The organism is Bacillus sp. BB081, assembly GCF_008368895.1.
Classification (GTDB): Bacteria; Bacillota; Bacilli; order Bacillales; family Bacillaceae_G; genus Bacillus_A; species Bacillus_A wiedmannii.
In genome coordinates, this window is the sequence record NZ_QOZX01000041.1 from 145,308 (window position 1) to 164,828 (window position 19,521).

At 36.0% G+C, this 19,521-nt stretch carries 23 protein-coding genes; 1 reads left to right on the top strand and 22 read right to left on the bottom strand.

Features of this window, described 5'->3' with window-relative positions; translation table 11 throughout:
- Window positions 1-14 precede the first annotated feature (14 nt).
- Together dapB and DN394_RS18600 are read right to left on the bottom strand one after the other, a co-directional pair.
- Window positions 15-815, bottom strand: a complete 801-nt coding sequence (gene dapB, locus DN394_RS18595) for a dihydrodipicolinate reductase (protein ID WP_000658799.1) — start codon at window positions 813-815, stop codon at window positions 15-17.
- A complete protein-coding gene (locus DN394_RS18600; protein ID WP_001992677.1) occupies window positions 815-1,156 on the bottom strand; it encodes a nucleotide pyrophosphohydrolase in 342 nt (113 codons plus the stop codon). Before DN394_RS18600 ends, dapB begins: the two co-directional genes overlap by 1 nt.
- Window positions 1,157-1,510: 354 nt before the next feature.
- Between DN394_RS18600 and DN394_RS18610 the strand changes: the two genes are divergently transcribed.
- Window positions 1,511-2,392, top strand: a complete 882-nt coding sequence (locus DN394_RS18610) for a YitT family protein (RefSeq protein WP_000203306.1) — start codon at window positions 1,511-1,513, stop codon at window positions 2,390-2,392.
- Window positions 2,393-2,420: 28 nt separating this feature from the next.
- Here the strand turns inward: DN394_RS18610 and DN394_RS18615 are convergent, their stop codons facing one another.
- From DN394_RS18615 to DN394_RS18710, 20 genes are all read right to left on the bottom strand, one after another.
- On the bottom strand, window positions 2,421-3,062 hold the full coding sequence (locus DN394_RS18615; RefSeq protein ID WP_046955218.1) for a uracil-DNA glycosylase: 642 nt from the start codon (window positions 3,060-3,062) through the stop codon (window positions 2,421-2,423).
- 101 nt (window positions 3,063-3,163) lie between these two features.
- Window positions 3,164-3,844 (bottom strand): zinc metallopeptidase, encoded by a 681-nt coding sequence (locus DN394_RS18620; RefSeq protein ID WP_002096760.1) that lies wholly within the window; start codon window positions 3,842-3,844, stop codon window positions 3,164-3,166.
- 112 nt (window positions 3,845-3,956) lie between these two features.
- Window positions 3,957-4,745 (bottom strand): sporulation protein YpjB, encoded by a 789-nt coding sequence (ypjB, locus tag DN394_RS18625; protein ID WP_000831596.1) that lies wholly within the window; start codon window positions 4,743-4,745, stop codon window positions 3,957-3,959.
- Between the two features lie 107 nt (window positions 4,746-4,852).
- Window positions 4,853-5,539 carry a lipoprotein intramolecular transacylase Lit gene (gene lit, locus DN394_RS18630; RefSeq protein WP_000739736.1) on the bottom strand — a complete coding sequence of 229 codons (687 nt, stop codon included), beginning with the start codon at window positions 5,537-5,539 and terminating at the stop codon, window positions 4,853-4,855.
- A gap of 25 nt (window positions 5,540-5,564) precedes the next feature.
- A complete protein-coding gene (lhaT, locus tag DN394_RS18635) occupies window positions 5,565-6,155 on the bottom strand; it encodes a lipoprotein heptaprenylglyceryl N-acetyltransferase LhaT (protein ID WP_149294102.1) in 591 nt (196 codons plus the stop codon).
- A gap of 120 nt (window positions 6,156-6,275) precedes the next feature.
- Window positions 6,276-7,043 (bottom strand): menaquinol-cytochrome c reductase cytochrome b/c subunit, encoded by a 768-nt coding sequence (gene qcrC / locus DN394_RS18640; RefSeq protein ID WP_000554602.1) that lies wholly within the window; start codon window positions 7,041-7,043, stop codon window positions 6,276-6,278.
- Window positions 7,044-7,086: 43 nt separating this feature from the next.
- Window positions 7,087-7,761, bottom strand: coding sequence for a menaquinol-cytochrome c reductase cytochrome b subunit (gene qcrB, locus DN394_RS18645; protein ID WP_000932700.1), 675 nt, complete (start codon window positions 7,759-7,761; stop codon window positions 7,087-7,089).
- Window positions 7,762-8,274 (bottom strand): menaquinol-cytochrome c reductase iron-sulfur subunit, encoded by a 513-nt coding sequence (qcrA, locus tag DN394_RS18650; RefSeq protein WP_001290420.1) that lies wholly within the window; start codon window positions 8,272-8,274, stop codon window positions 7,762-7,764.
- A 143-nt stretch (window positions 8,275-8,417) separates the two neighbouring features.
- Window positions 8,418-8,873: a YpiF family protein gene (locus tag DN394_RS18655; RefSeq protein ID WP_000872168.1), complete on the bottom strand. Its 456-nt coding sequence runs from the start codon at window positions 8,871-8,873 to the stop codon at window positions 8,418-8,420.
- A 154-nt stretch (window positions 8,874-9,027) separates the two neighbouring features.
- On the bottom strand, window positions 9,028-9,564 hold the full coding sequence (locus DN394_RS18660; RefSeq protein ID WP_001095922.1) for a ReoY family proteolytic degradation factor: 537 nt from the start codon (window positions 9,562-9,564) through the stop codon (window positions 9,028-9,030).
- Between the two features lie 73 nt (window positions 9,565-9,637).
- Complete coding sequence (locus DN394_RS18665) at window positions 9,638-10,900, bottom strand: tetratricopeptide repeat protein (protein ID WP_149294103.1); 1,263 nt, start codon at window positions 10,898-10,900, stop codon at window positions 9,638-9,640.
- Between the two features lie 350 nt (window positions 10,901-11,250).
- Complete coding sequence (gene hisC / locus DN394_RS18670) at window positions 11,251-12,363, bottom strand: histidinol-phosphate transaminase (RefSeq protein ID WP_149294104.1); 1,113 nt, start codon at window positions 12,361-12,363, stop codon at window positions 11,251-11,253.
- Between the two features lie 120 nt (window positions 12,364-12,483).
- A complete protein-coding gene (gene aroB, locus DN394_RS18675; protein ID WP_064473268.1) occupies window positions 12,484-13,569 on the bottom strand; it encodes a 3-dehydroquinate synthase in 1,086 nt (361 codons plus the stop codon).
- Window positions 13,569-14,741 (bottom strand): chorismate synthase, encoded by a 1,173-nt coding sequence (aroC, locus tag DN394_RS18680; RefSeq protein ID WP_001269357.1) that lies wholly within the window; start codon window positions 14,739-14,741, stop codon window positions 13,569-13,571. The genes aroB and aroC overlap by 1 nt, the downstream gene beginning before the upstream one ends.
- A 273-nt stretch (window positions 14,742-15,014) precedes the next feature.
- Entirely contained in the window at window positions 15,015-15,461 is a 447-nt protein-coding gene (ndk, locus tag DN394_RS18685; protein ID WP_000415885.1) for a nucleoside-diphosphate kinase, read from the bottom strand.
- Window positions 15,462-15,585: 124 nt separating this feature from the next.
- A complete protein-coding gene (hepT, locus tag DN394_RS18690) occupies window positions 15,586-16,548 on the bottom strand; it encodes a heptaprenyl diphosphate synthase component II (RefSeq protein ID WP_000776074.1) in 963 nt (320 codons plus the stop codon).
- Window positions 16,549-16,586: 38 nt separating this feature from the next.
- The gene (gene menG, locus DN394_RS18695) at window positions 16,587-17,300 is read right to left on the bottom strand and encodes a 2-heptaprenyl-1,4-naphthoquinone methyltransferase (RefSeq protein ID WP_001187660.1); all 714 of its coding nucleotides are present in this window, start codon (window positions 17,298-17,300) and stop codon (window positions 16,587-16,589) included.
- Window positions 17,301-17,329: 29 nt separating this feature from the next.
- Window positions 17,330-18,079, bottom strand: a complete 750-nt coding sequence (locus tag DN394_RS18700) for a heptaprenyl diphosphate synthase component 1 (RefSeq protein WP_046958922.1) — start codon at window positions 18,077-18,079, stop codon at window positions 17,330-17,332.
- Between the two features lie 212 nt (window positions 18,080-18,291).
- Complete coding sequence (gene folE, locus DN394_RS18705; protein WP_001151478.1) at window positions 18,292-18,861, bottom strand: GTP cyclohydrolase I FolE; 570 nt, start codon at window positions 18,859-18,861, stop codon at window positions 18,292-18,294.
- 120 nt (window positions 18,862-18,981) lie between these two features.
- Window positions 18,982-19,254: an HU family DNA-binding protein gene (locus DN394_RS18710; RefSeq protein ID WP_001043860.1), complete on the bottom strand. Its 273-nt coding sequence runs from the start codon at window positions 19,252-19,254 to the stop codon at window positions 18,982-18,984.
- Between the last annotated feature and the right edge of the window lie 267 nt (window positions 19,255-19,521).

The following is a 19,521-nucleotide window of genomic DNA, read 5'->3' on the forward strand; positions in this document are numbered from 1 at the left end:
CCGTTGTCTCCCCTTTAGTCGATAATATTCTCTAAACCGTACACAAGATGATCTAGATTCATTACTGTATCAATTGATAGTTTTACACCCGACATAAATGATGCACGATTGAATGAATCATGACGAACCGTTAACATTTGTCCATCTCCACCAAACATTACTTCTTGGTGTGCAATAAGTCCTGGTAAACGTACACTATGAATGTGAATGCCGTCTACATTTGCACCACGAGCACCTTCTAGTTGTTCTACTTCATTCGGATGACCTTGCTGCTTTGATTCACGGTTTTGACGAATTAGCTCTACTGTTTTGACAGCTGTACCAGATGGTGCATCTAATTTTTGATCATGATGCAATTCAATTACTTCAACATCTTGGAAGTACTTCGCTGCCATTTGTGAGAATTTCATCATAAGAACTGCACCAATTGCAAAGTTTGGAGCGATAATTGTTCCTACTGCTTTTTCTTTCGCATTCTCTGTTAATTGTTTTAGTTCTTCTTCTGTAAATCCAGTTGTACCAATAACAGAACGAAGTCCACGCTCAACTGCTAGTGTAACGTGTTGTTTCCCAACTTCTGGTGTTGTTAAATCTAACAACACATCTGCTTCTACTTCCTCTAAACAAGTATGTAAATCGGCGTAAATAGGTGCATCTAGCGCAGGCATGCCCGGTAAATCAGAGATTTTCTCTCCTCCATGCTTATAATCCACTGCCGCTACTAAATTAAAATGTTCCGTTCTTTCCATAAGAAGGACTGCTTCATGCCCCATTCGCCCTCTTGGTCCAGCGATAATTACTTTAATTTCTTTCATTATTCTTTCTCTCCCTCATCAATACGTGTCCAGCGATCTTTATCACGTGTATTAAATTTATTCATTACAATGTTATGTGCTGTTTCTAAATCAATATTTAAACTATTTGCCATACAAATCATAACAAATAATACATCTCCAAGCTCTTCTTCAATACTACGTTCTGTTTCAGTTGTTTTCTTCGGTTTCTCTCCATAATAATGATTTACCTCTCTTGCAAGCTCCCCCATTTCTTCCGTTAAACGAGCCATCATTGCAAGTGGACTGAAATAACCTTCTTTAAACTGACCAATATATGCATCTACTTCTTTCTGCATATCCTTCATCGTTTTTGCTTCCATACAATTCACCTCTAATCCTTCCTCTTTCATGTTAGCCAATTCATCGCGATTTGACAAATATTATTCCCTGCAAAACACCTATTTGCGCCCCCTTTTTAGATAGAATATAATAAAGTGAAACTTTCTTTTGCGGTTTTTGCAAAAGATTAGCCCGAACCAATTGGGTTCCAACGGCTGGTTTGCCCTCCTTCAGAGCTTTATCCCCTACCAGCCGTTGGAACGGGGTAAAGTGAAACTTTCTTTTGCGTTTTTTTATAGCCTTCACTATTTTTACTAAAAGCTAGAAATTACTTATCATTATGTTTTACCGTATCAGCGGAGCAATGCCATTTACATAATTAGGAGGATTTCTATATGACATCAAATTTGAAGATTCGAAATATCATTTTCATTTTAATCGGTTCCGCTATTTTTTCTTTCGGTATTGTGAATATCAATATTGAAAATCACCTTGCAGAAGGTGGATTTACCGGTATTACACTATTATTGTATTTTCTATTTAAGTTTGATCCTTCTTATTCAAACTTAATTTTAAATATCCCTATATTTTTTATTGGTTGGAAGTTACTTGGAAGAACGACATTTATCTATACACTAATCGGCACCTTCAGCGTATCTTTATTTCTATGGATTTTTCAACGTTACGAAGTTCTCAACTTACATTTAAACTTACAAAATGATATGACACTCGCGGCTTTATTCGCCGGGGCATTTATCGGTGTCGGTCTTGGAATAATATTTAAATATGGCGGGACTACTGGCGGTGTGGATATTATCGCAAGACTCGCTCATAAATATGTTGGCTGGAGTATGGGGAAAACGATGTTTATGTTTGATGCTATCGTCATTATCGTCTCTATTCTTACCTATTTATCATACCGCGAGGGCATGTATACGTTAGTTGCTGTTTTTATCGGGGCGAAAGTCATTGATTTTATGCAAGAAGGAGCCTATGCAGCAAAAGGAGCAACTATTATCTCAGATAAAAACGATGAAATTGCTGCCAAAATTTTATCTGATATGGAACGCGGAGCTACTTTTTTAAAAGCTGTTGGATCGTATACAAAAGTGGAACGGAACGTATTATATTGCGTTGTTGCTAAAAATGAAATCGTGAAATTAAAAAATATTATTACTTCTGTAGATCCTCATGCCTTTGTTGCTGTAAGTGATGTACATGATGTAGTTGGTGAAGGTTTTACGTTAGATGAAAATAAAAATCCTTTACATAAATAAACGCAACTAGAAAAGCTCTCTAGCTTTTCTAGTTTTTTATTACATATTTTTTAAGTTTCTCTAAATCCTCATAAATAAACTCCAATAAACTCCTATTATAAAAAATGGAAGCAGGATGAAAAGTCGGGAAAATATGATATTCTTTCTCTGACCATGTAAACTCTGCACTTTGCATATCCTTTAATTTTTGAATGGGCTGTATTAATAATTGTCCGTGCACATCTGTAATTTTTTTATTTTTCCCCGTTAAACGTTGAAGGCCGATATTTCCAAGTGTAACGATAAGCTTCGGGTTTATTTTCTCTAATTCATAATCTAACAACGGGGCATGGGCAAGTATTTCTCCTTGATTTGGCGTTCTATTATACTTTTTCTGTATGATTTCACCATTTCGTTCTTTTTTCTCTCGCCACTTATATGGTCTACTTCGAACAGCGCTCGTGATATATACTTCTTCCCTTTTAACTTGAATACGCTCTAAAAAATCCATTAGTTGTTTTCCCGCCCTCCCGCTAAACGGAATCCCATTATGAATTTCTGTTTCACCAGGCGCTTCTCCTAACAACATAAATTTCGGATTTTCAGGACCTTGTCCACTTAAGAAACCTTCTAGCTGATAAGGAGCACTTTGTTCTTTCACTTGTTTTACTAAATGGCTTGGATATTTCATTTTCCCCACCGCCTTTCCGTATTACTTCTATTATTTCTATTTGCAATACATTATATAATTCAATTCACAAAACAAAAAAAGACTATCAAAATTGATAGTCTTTAGTCGTCGCTACGCTGCATACCAGTATACATTAATACGAGACGTAATAATTCAAATACCGCTACAGCTGCAGCTGCTACATATGTTAATGCTGCCGCATTTAATACTTTACGAGCTTGCCCATATTCATCTGTTGATACGATACCTAACGCTTCAATTTGTTGCATCGCACGCTTTGATGCATCAAACTCAACAGGTAATGTAACGAGTTGGAACACAACACCTGCTGCCATTAAGATGATACCTAATAACAATAAGTTAGACATAGATGCAAAGGCACCAATCATAATAAATACCCAAGAAATATTCGATCCAAAGTTTGCAACTGGCACTAACGAATGACGAATACGCATAAAGTTATAGTCTTTTGCATCTTGAATTGCGTGTCCTACTTCGTGTGCTGCAACTGCTGTACCAGCAACTGAATGACCGTAATAGTTGTCTGTTGATAATCGAACTGTTTTGGCAGTTGGATCATAATGGTCTGATAAATGACCTGGTGTTTCTTCTACAGCTACGTTGTATAATCCATTCTCATCTAAAATTTTTCGAGCCACTTCCGCTCCTGTCATACCTGATGTTGAATAAACTTGTGAATACTTGCTATAGGCACTACGTACTTTTGACTGTGCATACAACGGTATGATCATTATGATCGCGAAGTAAATTAAATAAAACATCATGAACCTTTGAACCTCCATTGAAGTTTTAATTATAGTACTTCTCATTCTATTTTCTTCTGACATCATTGTCAATGAATAAACCTTACAATCCATATCTTTATTTATTGCATTATCTATTTTTAGAGTGTACATTACTTTTTCTTTTTTCTCTCTCTCCTTTATACTTTCTCCATCCAACATAAGTTAATGTGAATAAAATAAGACCTCCAGTAATTGTCATAAACCAAATGAGAGAGGGTGCAATTTCATCTTTTTTTACTGTGTGAAATATTTTTTGCAAATCCCCTTTAATGATTCCTAATTGCATTTGCCCACCTTTCGTTTTTAACATAACGTTACGAAATTCATCCAAATAAGATAAATGGGCATTTACACGCTGCACTTCGTTTTCTGGCAAAGCAATCATTAAGCTTGGATAAATAATATTAAATTCATGTAAAAATGTGTTTAACGTTTGTTGAAACTGTCCCGTATCTTCTTTTTTCATCGCTTTTTCCATTTGAGAAAAGGCACCCATTACTTTTTTTTCTCTTTCCATCCAAAGTGGTTGATATTTCGACACTTTCGCATCAACAGCGAGCTGTAGGGCTAACACATTATCAATTTTAACTTGTTTACCTAAATCTGTTTCCGCGAGTGATTGTTTCGCCTTGTCGTAAGCTAAAGAAATAACTCTAACTTGATCTGGCGTTACTTCTTGCTTCTTTTCATTCCCCTTTATAACAAACTGCTCCGAGAAATGTTGTAATACTTGTACTGCTTTTTCATCTTCATTACGCTTCACTAATTGTAATGAGTCGTCTAACAACCCTGTTAGTTCACTCCACTCTTCAGCATATATACGTAACGGAAACATTATAATTAGAAATGCTATCAATCCAATTAATGTTCTCTTCATCACGGTCCCCCCTATAACTACTAGTACAAAATATGTTAATTGGGACAAGAATAGAACAGAACTGGACCGAAAAATATATTATCGTTTTACAAAAAAAAAAATTCTCTTTAAACAGAGAATTTTTCCTTTGAAATCCTTTTCTTTTTTACGAAATATCTATACAAGCTGTAACAAAGTATGCTGCCACATAAAATAAATAATAAAATTGCACACGCAGCATGCATAAAGAATTCTTCTGGTAACATTAATATAATTGGATCCGTTTCAATATCAAACATCCAATAATCATTACTGAATAACAGCTTATGGAATAATACAAAACTCTTTTCAAAATTAATAGCGATCGGTAACATGAGCGCGATCGGTAAGATAATTGTTAAAATTGATCCGTGCAGTAAAAACTTTTCATTTTTCTTTTTTAATAAATAAATCCCGCCTATTATTGCAATCATAATTGTCGCATACATTACATATTGAATCTTTACTAAAATATTTTTAACATCTACAAAATGAATACGGCCATTTGTAGACATATCTAATGTTGGCAACTGCAATGCTCCATCATAAAACGGCGATAAATATGTAATAAGCACATCATAATTTCTTTTAATATCATCCTTCGTCATATCCGCTAAATCTGGAATGTTTAAAAAATCAATTTCAAAATAATATAGCCATTTTCCGTATACAACCGCCGTTGTTGCGAGTGCAAATATAGAAAATGCTATACTATATGAAACAACTATAGTAATCAATCGATCCAATATTTTTGTACCACTCTTATTTTTCTTCATTTTCTCCCCCTACATGTTCTAACTATCATAAAGAAAACTGTTTTCGGTTCTCACGCAAGCAATAATAATACGTAAGACATAGTGTGACGATGCTTAGCCAAAACGTAAAGTAACCAATTTTTTCTACAAACAAATGCATAATTCCATATCTCGGCATTTGCCAAAATAAATAATCAATTGCATCATTATGTAATGTCCATATAGCTGCTACCGCAAAATGCCATTTTTTTATACGGTAAAACGGTGCATATAACAATCCTTGTACTGCCATCGCAAAGTGCGAAAGCATTAACATATACCCCATAAGACCAATAGGACCTTTTACATAAATCATAATTGCATTTACAACAACAGCCCATATACCATATTTCATTAAAGTAACAATCGCTAGCGCCTCTATTAATCCCCAATTTCTCTTTCTTAAAAAAGCAATTAAAACAAAGACAAAAAAGAGACTCGCCATCGGGCTATCGGGTACAAACGGCCAAAATATAGGTGAGGTTTCTTTTAATTGATTTCCATACCATATAAATCCGTATATTGTACCTAATATGTTAACAACTAATAAAAATAATAATATAGAGCGTTGTCTTAACATTGCATACAAATAAACCAAGCTGTATGTCCAACACCTTTCAAACAAAGTCATTCTTTCCTCAAACTCTACTCTATTATATAGTAAACTTTCTTTCATCAAAATAAAAAGCTGACTACAAATTTTGTAGTCAGCTTTTTATTATTTTTTATTATACTTAGCAATGAATTCCGAAAGCTTCTTCAGTTCCTCATCTGTACCTTTAAATACCCCTTTAGGCATTGAACCTTTTCCTTCTTTCGCAATTTTAGCAATTTCTTCTGGCTTTAAAGTTAAATTTTGCAGCGCTGGTGCTGCTGCCCCGCCTTGTAAATTGTCACCGTGACATGTTAAACAAGTATTTTTTTGCATTAATTTATAGCCATCATCATTTTTATCAACCGGTGCTGTTTTTACAATTGCTCCTTGTTTTTTTGCAGCTTCCCAGTCGTGGTGTGCTACAGATTCCCAAGTTAAAAAGATAATCGATGCAATTGCTAAAAGCATAAATCCAGTTGCTACAGGACGCTTCAATGGGCGTCTTTCTGGGCCTCGATCAAGAAATGGAGCTAACAGTAATGCGCCAAACGCAATCCCTGGCATAATAAACGCTCCAATTACGGTAAATGAGCCAGAAGCATAAGAGTACTTTAATAACTGATACAAGAATAAGAAATACCAATCTGGAAGTGGTATATATCCAGCGTCAGTTGGATCCGCCATTCTCTCAAGCGGTGACGGATGCGCCACTGTTAAACATAAATAACCGATTAAAAAAACTGCACCAACCATCCATTCTTTTAACAAGAAGTTTGGCCAAAATGCTTCTGTTTTCCCTGGGTATTCAGAATAGTCTTTTGGAATATTTGGTTTCCGAGCTACCGGTACCCGAGAATCTCCTACAAACTTCATCCCTTTGCCGCGATGCATAATCTCCCTCCTTTAGTTCTTTCCCCTTTAATTTAGCAATCTCTTATAGCGGACCGGAAATACCTTGTTTGCGAATCATGATGAAGTGGAAGGCCATTAAACCTAGAAGTGCTGCTGGTAAGAAGAAGACGTGAATAGCAAAGAAGCGAGTTAATGTTTGAGCGCCAACAATTTCGGAATGACCAGCGAGTAATGTTTTAATATAAGGACCAATGAGCGGCGTTTGCTCTGCAATTTGAATCCCTACTTTCGTAGCAAATAATGCTTTCATATCCCACGGTAATAAATATCCGGTAAAACCAAGACCTAACATAACAAAGAAAATAAGAACACCAACAATCCAGTTTAACTCACGAGGCTTTTTATACGCACCCTGGAAGAAAACTCTAAGTGTATGTAAAAACATCATTACAATGACGAGACTAGCGCCCCAGTGGTGCATACCACGAACAATTTGCCCGTAGGCAACTTCATTCTGCAAATAATAAACCGATTCCCAAGCATTTTTAATATCAGGCACATAATACATCGTCAAAAACATTCCAGATAAAATTTGAATTACAGTAACGAAAAAGGTAAGTCCTCCAAAGCAATAAACGAATGCAGAAAAGTGATGTGCCGGGTTTACATGTTCAGGTACTTCATGATCAGCGATATCACGCCAAATTGGTGTAATATCTAACCTTTCATCTACCCAATCATAAATTTTATTTAGCATCTACTTTGCACCCCCTCTTGGCTTCGCTTTGCCTAAATACAGCGTTCCATCTTTCACTTTAGATTCGTATACATCAAGCGGAGCAAGGGGCGGCGTGCCTTTAATGTTCATCCCATCTTTTGTGTAACGGCCCCCGTGACATGGACAAAAGAATTGATTCGGATGTGCCTTGTCCGAATTCCAGTTAACTGTACATCCTAAATGTTTACATACTGGAGAGAACGCAACAATGTCGCCGCTTTCATCTTTATGAACCCAAGCTGATTTTGGCTCTTCGGACTTGTACCAACCATCAACCTGTTTCACCTTAAAGTCGAAACGTTTCGGCTCTGTTGTAATATCCTTTACTTGTGCAACAGCAACCATATCCGTTCCCGCTTCTTTTCTTAACACCGGATCAAGCGCAAATCGCGTCATCGGCATTAAAATACCCGCTGCCATAAAGCCTCCTACCCCTGTAAGGGTGTAATTTAAAAACTGTCTTCTTGATACACGATGTTCTTTCTCGCTCACGAAAATTTCCCCCCTCTATCAGAAATTGTCCCCTCGTGATAAATTATATAAAAAATAAAAACTAGGACACTATCATGATATAATACGCTTAGGTACAGGTCAATATCATACTACTCATAATAATAAGAACTTTCTGTTTATTATTATTTTCCCCACTTTTCTTCTAACATCACCATTATATTTTTTATATGTGCATGAATAACTTCTCTTTTCGCTTGATCACTAAATTGTTCTAACGCTAATGAAGGAAACCAAAATAAATCTCCTTGTAACTCTTGCATATCTTCTTTCCATGAAAAATCACTTGTAACATAAGCAATATGCTTAAAACCTTGCTTTTGCAAATGATTTGTCCATTCTTGCAAACGACCTTTTTCATTTTTTTGACTTTCTACTAAATACGTAAATGCAGGTAGTAAAAGTACTCTTCCTTTATATTCTCTTTCCAACTCCATACTCAACAATTCGATAAATTCACCTTGTTCTACTACCATTTTCATTTCTTTTGCTGCCGAAATTGATAAAAGTGGTATAACACCAGTATCTACATACTCTCTTGCTTGCTCAAACTGCTCCACATCTTTTACACTCCATTTCAAATGTCTTCCCTCCCTTCATTTGTAAATGACAGAACTTTCACTTTATATATATTAAACCATACTAAAAGAGGTAAAAAAAGAAAAACTACCTATATTAAGGTAGTTTTTCTCAAAAAGTCTGAAATTTGTAAAATTTTATGAATCCAAATGAATTCTATAACATCTTTAACTCAGCTGTTAACTTATGAAACGCTTCCTTATCTTGCTTATCCAGCGCTTCATCAATTTGTTTCAAAAGACGTTCTCTTCTAAAAGAAAATACACTTTCTTCTAAAAATCTTTCTGCAAGTAAACGATCTTTTTCATTTACTTCAATATGCTTTGGTAAATACGGGTTTTCTTCTAATACAGCTACATAATTGGCATTTTGAAACGATGATTTAAAATTGAGTTGAATATAAATATCTTCATCTCGATTTAAACGAATATCATGAAACGATTTTTCAGCATCTGTTGTCATAACATTTTGTTTAAAAAAGTGAAACGGTGTGTCTTTCACACAATTCGCGGACATCACTAAACCACGCGGACAATATTTTGCATGCTCTACGAAGTGGACTTTATGCATCAATTGGTCATGACTCATTAAATAATTCAAAATCCATACGCATTCACGCTGTTTCAGTTGGTAATTATTCAAAAACCATTTTACAAAATCCTTCTTCTCGTTTACAGAAACAGGGGTATTCATAGCAATTAAGTCCCTCCTCTGTCTTTCTCTTTTCTTTTTAGATTCAAGAAGCGGTATTCAGTTTCCTTCCAACTTATGAAAAATCCTCTAAATTATATAACAATTCTTCAATATGAATTTGTGTCGGGTCTAGTTGTATTAACTGAGTAAATACTTCTTTTGCCTCTTTTCGCATACCTTCTTCCAATAAGAAATAACCGTACTCTTCCAAGAAGTCTGGATGATTCTTAAAAGAAGTATATGCACTTTCATAGTGCTTTAATGCATCCGAATACATTTCTAATTGTTTTTTTGCAAACGCAAGATCCCAAAGTAGTTGTGTATCTGGTTCTTCGCTATCAATCGCACGCTCTACAACTGCAATTAACTCTTCATATTTTTCCTGTTCTTTTAAGACATACGCATATTTTAATATCGCACCTAAATGTCCTGGATCTAACTCAAGCGCTTTTTGAAGTACTTCCTCTGCTTCCGCTATTTTTCCTAATTTCGCCGCAATGTTCGCTAATTCTACATAAAATGGTACAGAAAGCTCATCTACTTTAATTCCTTCTTGAAGTGTTTCATAGCTTTCTTGAAGCATTCCTTCTTTTTCATAGCTTTTCGCCAAATACATGTAAAGCGATGCATACTCCGGATCTAATTCTTTTAGTTCTTGCCAAGCACCAATTGCTCTTTGGTATTCTTCACCTTGGTATAATGTGAAGGCATATCCAAATAATGAGTGGATATCTTTTTGTTCCTCTAAACCTGCTTCATAGTAAGAGATCGCTTCTTCCCAATTTCCAATCGCACTTAACGTCTCTGCGAGGCGAAGTGCAATGACAACACCACCCATGACTTTATGTTCTGCTAATAGCGACTCATAATGAGTGATTGCCTTTTGTTCTTCACCTTTACTACTATATAACTCTGCTAATCCAAACGTAATAACAGGTTCATCAGGCATCATTTCTTTCGCCTTTAATAGTTTTTGTTCTGCTACATCATCGAAACCTTGCATTTGGAATAAATCTGCAACAAGTAATAACGATTGAACATATAAGTCATCATTTTCTGGAATATCATGAAGCACTTCAATCGCTTCATCTTCTTTGTCTAGATCAATATATAATTCTGCTAAAAATACAGTGAATTCACTTTCTTCCGGATACAATAAACGCAAGTCTTCTGTAATAGCTAACGCTTCATCCGTAAATCCAAGTGTATGATAATAGCGAGCGATATCATACTTCTCTTCATCATTCGCAATTTTTAATTGTTCTTTTAATAATTGTAATCCTTTTTCCGCTTCACCATTTTCAATATATGAAACAGCTTGTTCAAACTTTTGCATAAACGTCTCCTTTAATTCTAACAAATATTATTTTCTGTTCATGTACCCCGATTGGTGCGGGCTAATAATCAGTGAGGGGATAAGCATCCCCTCACTGATTAAAGTTTCACTTTATCATAAGCAACTAGGTGTACGAACGCAACCTTTAGAATAAGCATACTTCTTCTTGTACTTTCACTCATAACGATTCGAATATGACACCGATACCGCATTACTACTTTCTATTGTACCGTTTTCTTTCATTACCGTGCAAATAACTTCCCTTATTAATTATTAACACGCACGGATCAAGCTTTACAGGCCTTCATTTAAATAAAAAAGACTCCTATATTAGGAGCCTTCACAAACTCTTAAGAGTATGTTTCTTCTTTCTTTACTTGCTCGTTTACAAGCTCTTTCAATAATTCTATAATTTCATCATTTTCTTCTTTCAAACCGACAGTAATACGAATACCATCATGTATACCAAATGCAGCACCAGAACGAACAATATATCCTTTCTTCATTAATCGTTCGAAAGCCTCATTACCAGGAATACCGAGTTTTAAGAAAATGAAATTTGTTTGAGATGGATAATAGAATACGTTATATTCCTTACAAAATGCGTAATATTGATTTAATCCTTCTTCATTTTTTTTCACACATTCTTGTAAAAATACTTGATCTTCTAATGCAGCGAGTGCTACAGCCTGCGCTACAGTCGATGTATTAAATGGTAACCTTGCTACTTCTAGCTGCCCGATTAAATTCGCATTACCAACCGCATATCCGATACGGAAAGCAGCTAAACCATATGCTTTTGAAAACGTGCGTAAAACCATAAGATTTTCATACTTTTCAAGAAGTGGTAATGTTTGCGGATAGTCTTCTGCCCCCGCATATTCATAATATGCTTCGTCCATAATAACGAGCGCTGACTTAGGAACTGATTCTAAAAATGAAAGTAAGTTTTGTTTCTCTACATATGTACCTGTCGGATTATTCGGGTTACAAATCCATACAATCTTCGTTTTATCATCTACTTGCTGTAACATCGCATCTAAATCGTGAATGCCATCTTTAAGTGATACTTCACGAACTTCTGCTCCTTCAATAACAGCATGGTGATGGTATTGCGAGAATGTTGGATTCGCCATTACAACATTTGTTCCTTCATGTAGTAATGCACGGCTAATCATTTGAATGACTTCATCTAATCCACTACCAAATAACAGTTGTTCCGCTTTGACACCTAACTGCTCTGCTACTTTTGTCCGAAGTTCAAATGCATATCCATCTGGATAAAGAGCATATTGACTCTCTAAAGAAGTTAATGCTTCTGTTACGCGTGCTGAGCAACCGAATGGATTTTCGTTCGATGCTAATTTCACAATTTTTGATAATCCATATTCCCTTTTTACTTCTTCAATATTTTTCCCAGGTACATATGCTCTCAAAGTTAACAATTGCTCTTTCACTCTCATTTTTCTTCCCCCAGTCGTTTTATTCAATTCAATTACAATAAGGTTGTAATCTCTCACTGCAATCGTTTATCTTAACCGTCACTATTACGAGGATACCTTTAAACAAGCACTTCTTAGCTCTTAAACCATATCCTTTTGAAATGCCTCTAACGCAATATGAACAGTCTCATCTGGAATAGATACGACATTCACTACCCCATATTCCTGCATTAACACCATATGAATTGCTCCAGCGTTCGCTTTCTTATCTTGTTTCATTAATTGAACGAGACGCTCTACATTCAAATCACTTGGCATTTTTGGATATCCGTACTTTAAGAACCACTGCTTCATCTCTTCATAAGAAAGATTAACCTTGTACACTTGCTCACTTAAAAATAAGGCAAATAACATTCCAACCGCTACTCCGTCACCGTGAGTAATATTTCCATATCCTAGTTCTTTTTCAAGAGCATGGCCTAACGTATGTCCAAAGTTCAAATGAGCACGTACACCTTTTTCTGTTTCATCTTGCGATACAATGTTTGCCTTTACAGGAATTGCCTTCGTTAATATATGGATTAACTTCTCATCACGAAGATCCGCTAATGTTTGCACTTCTTCTTTTAACCAATGATACAGCTTTACATCACCAATAAGAGCATGTTTTATCACTTCTGCATAACCTGAACGCCACTCTTTTTCAGGAAGAGACTGTAAAAAAGGCGTATGATATACAACTGCTTCTGGTTGATGGAATGCCCCTATCATATTTTTACCTAACGGGTGATTAATTGCTACTTTCCCACCTACTGCGCTATCGTGAGCTAATAAAGTCGTTGGAACTTGAACGAAGCGAATTCCACGCATAAACGACGCAGCAACAAAACCAGCTAAATCTCCAATCATCCCGCCTCCAAGTGCAATAATTAAAGAATTTCTATCTAATTTATTTTCAAGAGCTGACGTATGAGCCGCATAGAAATTTTCAAAAGACTTCTCTTTTTCGCCACTCGGTACGACAAATGAAAATACTTTTTGCTTTATTTGCAATGCATCTACAACTGTCTGTAAATGTAAAGTTGCAACAACTTCATCTGAAATGATCATGATGTTTGATACAGATGGCTGCATGTTTTGAATGATTGTTGTCAAATGTGACAACGATTCTTTTCCTACATGTACATCATATTCTTTTGATTTCGTTTGAATATGTATGTTTCCCATTAAAATCCCCTCGCATATTCATTATGTTTCTCAATATTTTCACGAATAAGGTCCATACGATCTAATCCGAATTGTTCTATTAAAGCTGTCGCTAATTCCCAAGCCACAACCGCTTCTGCAACGACACTAGCTGCTGGCACAGCACAACTATCTGAACGTTCAATGCTCGCTGTAAAAGGCTCTTTCGTTTCAATATCTACACTTTGAAGAGGTTTATATAGTGTAGGGATCGGTTTCATCACACCGCGCACAACAATTGGCATTCCAGTCGTCATACCGCCTTCTAATCCACCTGCATTATTTGTTCTTCGTGTATATCCATGTTCCTCATTCCACAGAATTTCATCATGAACTTCACTTCCCGGTCTATGCGCTGCTTCAAAACCAATTCCAATCTCGACGCCTTTAAAAGCATTAATGCTCATAATTGCAGCTGCTAATTTTGCATCCAGTTTTCGATCATAATGTACATAGCTACCGACCCCAATTGGCATTCCTTCCACAATCACTTCAACGATTCCACCTATTGAATCACCATTTGCTTTCGCATCATCAATTGCTTTCATCATTTGGTTACCTGCTTCTTCATCTAAGCAACGTACAGGTGATGCTTCTGTAATACTTTTTAATTCTTCAATTGAACTATACGTAATTTCCTGAGCCTCAACACCGCCAATTTCAATTACATGGCCCGCCACTGTAATACCAAGTTCTGCTAACACTTTTTTAGCAACCGCACCAGCAGCAACACGCACTGTCGTTTCGCGTGCTGAAGAACGCTCCAGTACATTTCTCATATCTCTATGACCATATTTAATCGCACCATTTAAATCAGCATGCCCAGGTCTTGGTTTTGTTACTTTCCTTTTCATTTCTTTTTCTTCTTGTTCCGTTAAAGGCTCTGCGCCCATAATTTTTGTCCAATGTGCAAAATCACGATTTTCAACAACAAGTGCAATTGGAGAACCTAATGTCTCTCCATGTCTAACACCACTTACAATTTGCACTTGATCTGTTTCAATTTGCATGCGTCTACCACGCCCATGCCCCTTTTGCCTTCTAGCTAACTCTTCATTTATATCATCCGCTACTAAAGGCAGTCCTGCCGGAACACCTTCTATAATCGTTGTAAGTTGTGGACCATGAGATTCACCAGCTGTAATATATCGCATACGTTATTCCTCTTTTCGTATATGTATTTATCCCGCTATATTAAGCAATGATATTATCTTTCCTTACTCTAAAAATATGAAAGAAATTATATATTTGATCAGCCATTCGCTTATTCTCCAATAGGCCTTTTACTTTACATATCAATATATCATAACAGCTCTAACTTCGTAACTAATTGCAACAAAAAAAGTGCAAGAAGAATACCCCTATTCTCCTTGCACTTTCTACTATTATCACAGTGATTAAAGCGTTTACAAATTATTTCAAAATAATTAGTAAATCCATTCATTCATTAATTTTGAGTAGTCAACTAATTCTTCTTCCTTAAAGAAAATAGCAATCTCGCGCTCTGCACTTTCTAACGAATCAGAACCATGGATAATGTTTTTCGCAACAGTTACACCGAAATCTCCACGAATTGTTCCAGGAGCTGCTTCATGTGGTCTTGTTTTACCCATCATGTTACGAGCTGTATCTACTACACCTTCACCTTGCCATACCATTGCGAATACAGGTCCAGATGTAATAAAGTCTACTAATTCACCAAAGAAAGGTTTCTCTGTGTGCTCAGCATAGTGTTGTCCAGCAATTTCCGGAGTGACTTGCATTAATTTTGCACCAACTAATTGAAAGCCTTTTTTCTCAAAACGAGCTACGATTTCCCCAATGAAGGCACGTTGTACACCGTCTGGTTTTACCATTAGAAATGTTTTTTCCATAAAAAATCTCTCCACTTCTGAATTATGTATGTAATTGTATATCCCCACACACATATTAACACCCTTATCACAATTGCGCAATAGTTTTGAAATAGAGAGATTATTTTATTTTTTAGAAAAAACACTAAAATTTTCGTTTCCCAATATACTTTGCTACATTTTGTAATGCATACTTCGCTTGTCCACGCGGAAGTGGTTTTATGATTTCTAATGCTTTATGTAAATAACGTTCACTAAACGCAAATGCTTGATCAATAGCGTCACTATTTTTTACAGCCTCAATAATTTCTTTCATTTCGTCCGCTGTTGTATTTTCATGTACAGATGTGATTTTCTTACGAAGCACGGGATCTTCCATAGCGTATAGGGCAGGAAGCGTAATATTCCCTTGTAACAAATCACCACCAGCAGGTTTTCCAAGCTTCTCTTCTGTGGAAACGAAGTCTAAAATATCATCAATAATTTGATACGACATTCCTACAAAATACCCATACCAAAATAGTCGATTTACCGTATCACGATTAGCTCCAGCAGCAATTGCTCCTAGTTGACAACTCGCAGCAATTAATAATGCTGTTTTTCGCTTTATTCTTCTTAAATACGTTCGTAAATTTTGGTCATAATTGTACTTATCTTTAATTTGTTCAATTTCACCTTTACACACTTCTAAAATGGTATGCGATAGCGCCTGATGCGCCTCTGGAATTTCGATATTTGTTATACATTCAAGAGACTTAGCGAACAAATAGTCCCCTGTATACATTGCAATACGATCTCCCCATTTCGCATTCACAGTTGCACTACCACGTCGTAAAAATGCAGCATCAATAACATCATCGTGAACAAGAGAAGCCATATGAATAAGTTCTAACGCAACAGCTACATGCTTAATTGCATCTAACTTATAATCTCCAAATTTTCCCGCAAGCAACACAAATACAGGACGAATTCGCTTCCCACCAGCTTCAATAAGTTGTAATGCCGCCTCTTCTACCAATGGCTGTTCAGAAGCAACTGTCTTTTTTAATTCTTTTTCTATCACATTAATATCCGATCGTAAAAAAGAGTACATAAGTTGTAACTTCATATTGTTCACCTTAACCTAAAACTTCTTTTTTCTTTTTTCTATTTTGACTCTGGTTTCATACCTAAATGCATCGCTGCTACCCCAAAAGTAAACGGCTTCACTTGTACACGTTCAAGTCCAGCTTCTTCAAACATATGAGCCAATTCTTTCATACCCGGGAATGTACTAGCAGATTCTTGCAGCCATGAATATTCTTTAAAACTTTTCGCAAATAACTTTCCGAATAACGGCATGATATATTTAAAGTATAAAATATATCCTTGTCGAAAACCAATCATTGTTGGTTGAGATGTTTCTAAACAAATTACTTTTCCACCTGGTTTTACTACACGCGTCATTTCTTTTAATACGTGCATATAATCCGGTACGTTACGTAAACCAAATCCAATCGTTACATAATCAAATGTGTTATCTTCAAATGGAAGTTCCATTGCATTCCCGTGTAAAAGTTCTACTTGTTTTAATTGTAACGCCTCCACCTTTTGCTTACCGACAGATAACATATTTTCACTGAAGTCTAAACCAACAACCTTGCCCTGTTCACCTACCGCTCCAGCTAGCGCAATTGTCCAGTCCGCTGTCCCGCAGCATACATCGAGAGCCTTGTTACCTGGTTTTACATCCATAATGCGCATCGTCTCTTTACGCCACGCTTTATGTCTTTGAAAACTAATGACAGAATTCATCACATCGTATTTATCAGAGATTTTCTCAAATACATCATGTACTCTTTCTTCTTTTGATTGTTGCATGCTCGTACCTTCTTCCAATGTAAAATTGCTTATGTCTTCGATCTATCTCTTAACACAGAGTTTATTTCACTTATATCTGTGTGGTTTTCCAAAAATTGATTTTCTTTCTTTCTGAGTTCCATCATCCATCCATGAATAACTCTTTCTGCCTCCGCTTGATCCTTCGCAATCCCTTGAACTGCTTGAAAAACAGGTGAATGTTGTTTTTCAGCATGCAGTTCACATTCTTTTTGAAGACGGTTTTTTCCTAGTACATACGTTATAAATGGCTTCCAATGCGATAAATGAAAATGATCACATGTTTTTTGCAAGAGTGCAGACTCAATCGTTACTACACTTTCCATTATGTCATCCATCGTTTCATGCGCTTTTTGATATAACATTATTTTGTGTTCATTAATTTCTTTAATTCCTTCAGCAAGCGCACGAATTAAAACAATATCACGATTCATAGACAGTAAGTAATAATATAACCCGCTATAGTAATCACCAGCAAGCACTGTTAACTGGCGACGTTTATGCGATTCATTTGCTTCTTCCCCTGCTTTATTTGATACTCTTTCATGTGTATCAAGCGCAATTTGCACAAGCATAATCGTTACTACATAATGCTCAATTTGTTCTATATGTAAATTTTCACTTTTTAAAGCACCATATAACAATGCTATTTTTTCTTCATCAATAAATGGTTCTTCAATATAGTTTATAAAATAAGGATGGCGTAATTTCTCCATCAATTTCTCTCTTATACCCGCATACCCTCCGTAGATGTCACACACAAAAATCACCCTTGTTTTCTAATTCATAAAACTTATTATAACACATACATTCTATTTTCTATAACCAAAACTTGGCTACTCTTTCCAAACTTCCACCGAACTAAATAACATCTTCCATTCTTTTTAGTAGTCTTTCTATTCTCACTCTGCCTTGCTAAAACTATATCATTTATTTACATAAAAAAAAAAGAAAAGCAGTTTCCTACTTTTCTTTACTTTGTTTTAATAAAAGATAAAATTTCACTACGTGCCGCTGCATCATTTTCTAACACACCACGTACTGCTGTTGTTACAGTTTTCGCGCCCGGCTTTTTCACACCACGCATCGTCATGCACATATGTTCCGCTTCTACTACTACCATTACACCATGCGGTTCTAGTACTTCCATAATAGAGTTCGCTACTGTTGATGTAATACGTTCTTGCAGTTGTGGACGACGTGCAATTGTATCTACAGTTCGAGCTAATTTACTTAACCCTGTCACTTTTCCGCCTTGCGGAATATATGCAACGTGAGCAACTCCATAGAATGGAACTAAATGATGCTCACACATCGAATAAAACGGTATATCTTTTACTAGTACAAGCTCCTCGTGATCTTCTCCGAACACTTTATGCAAATGTTCTTTCGGATCTTCATGCATACCCGCGAACACTTCTGCGTACATTTTTGCCACACGCTTTGGTGTATCAAGTACTCCCTCACGATTTGGGTCATCTCCGATTGCCTCTAAAATAAGGCGTACTGCATGTTCAATTTGTTCTAAATTAACTTTTGCCATCCGCTAGCCCTCCCGAAAACCTAAAAGTGATACGAACACATTCTAGCATATTTATGTTTTTAAAAGCAAAAAGAAGAGTTCCCAAAAAGGAAACTCTTCTTCCCTGTTAATATGTAAGGATTATTTAACCGCATCTTTTAACGCTTTACCAGGTTTGAATGCAGGTACTTTACTTGCAGCGATTTCAATCTCCTCACCTGTTTGTGGGTTACGACCTTTACGAGCCGCACGCTCACGAACTTCGAAGTTACCGAATCCGATCAGTTGTACTTTATCACCTTGTTTTAAAGCTTCTAAGATAGAATCAAAAACAGCGTCTACTGCTTTTGTTGCGTCCTTTTTAGAAAGGGAACTTGCTTCTGCAACAGCATTGATTAAATCTGTCTTGTTCATGCCATTCACCTCCTCCCAAAGATAAGACTGTATAATGATCATAAAATGAGTCTTACTTTCATTTGTAGGCAATTTTTACAAATTCTATACTACAAAGATGTAGATAAATCATTATCAACGCCTATATTATACGATTCTCCTTTATAATTCAATATTTTTAAGGAAATTGTTACTCTTAAAATGTGAAAATCTGATGAAACTTGACAATTTACAACAATATATTAGATAATAACTGTTTATTTTGCTATTCTATACGCGAAAATCAAA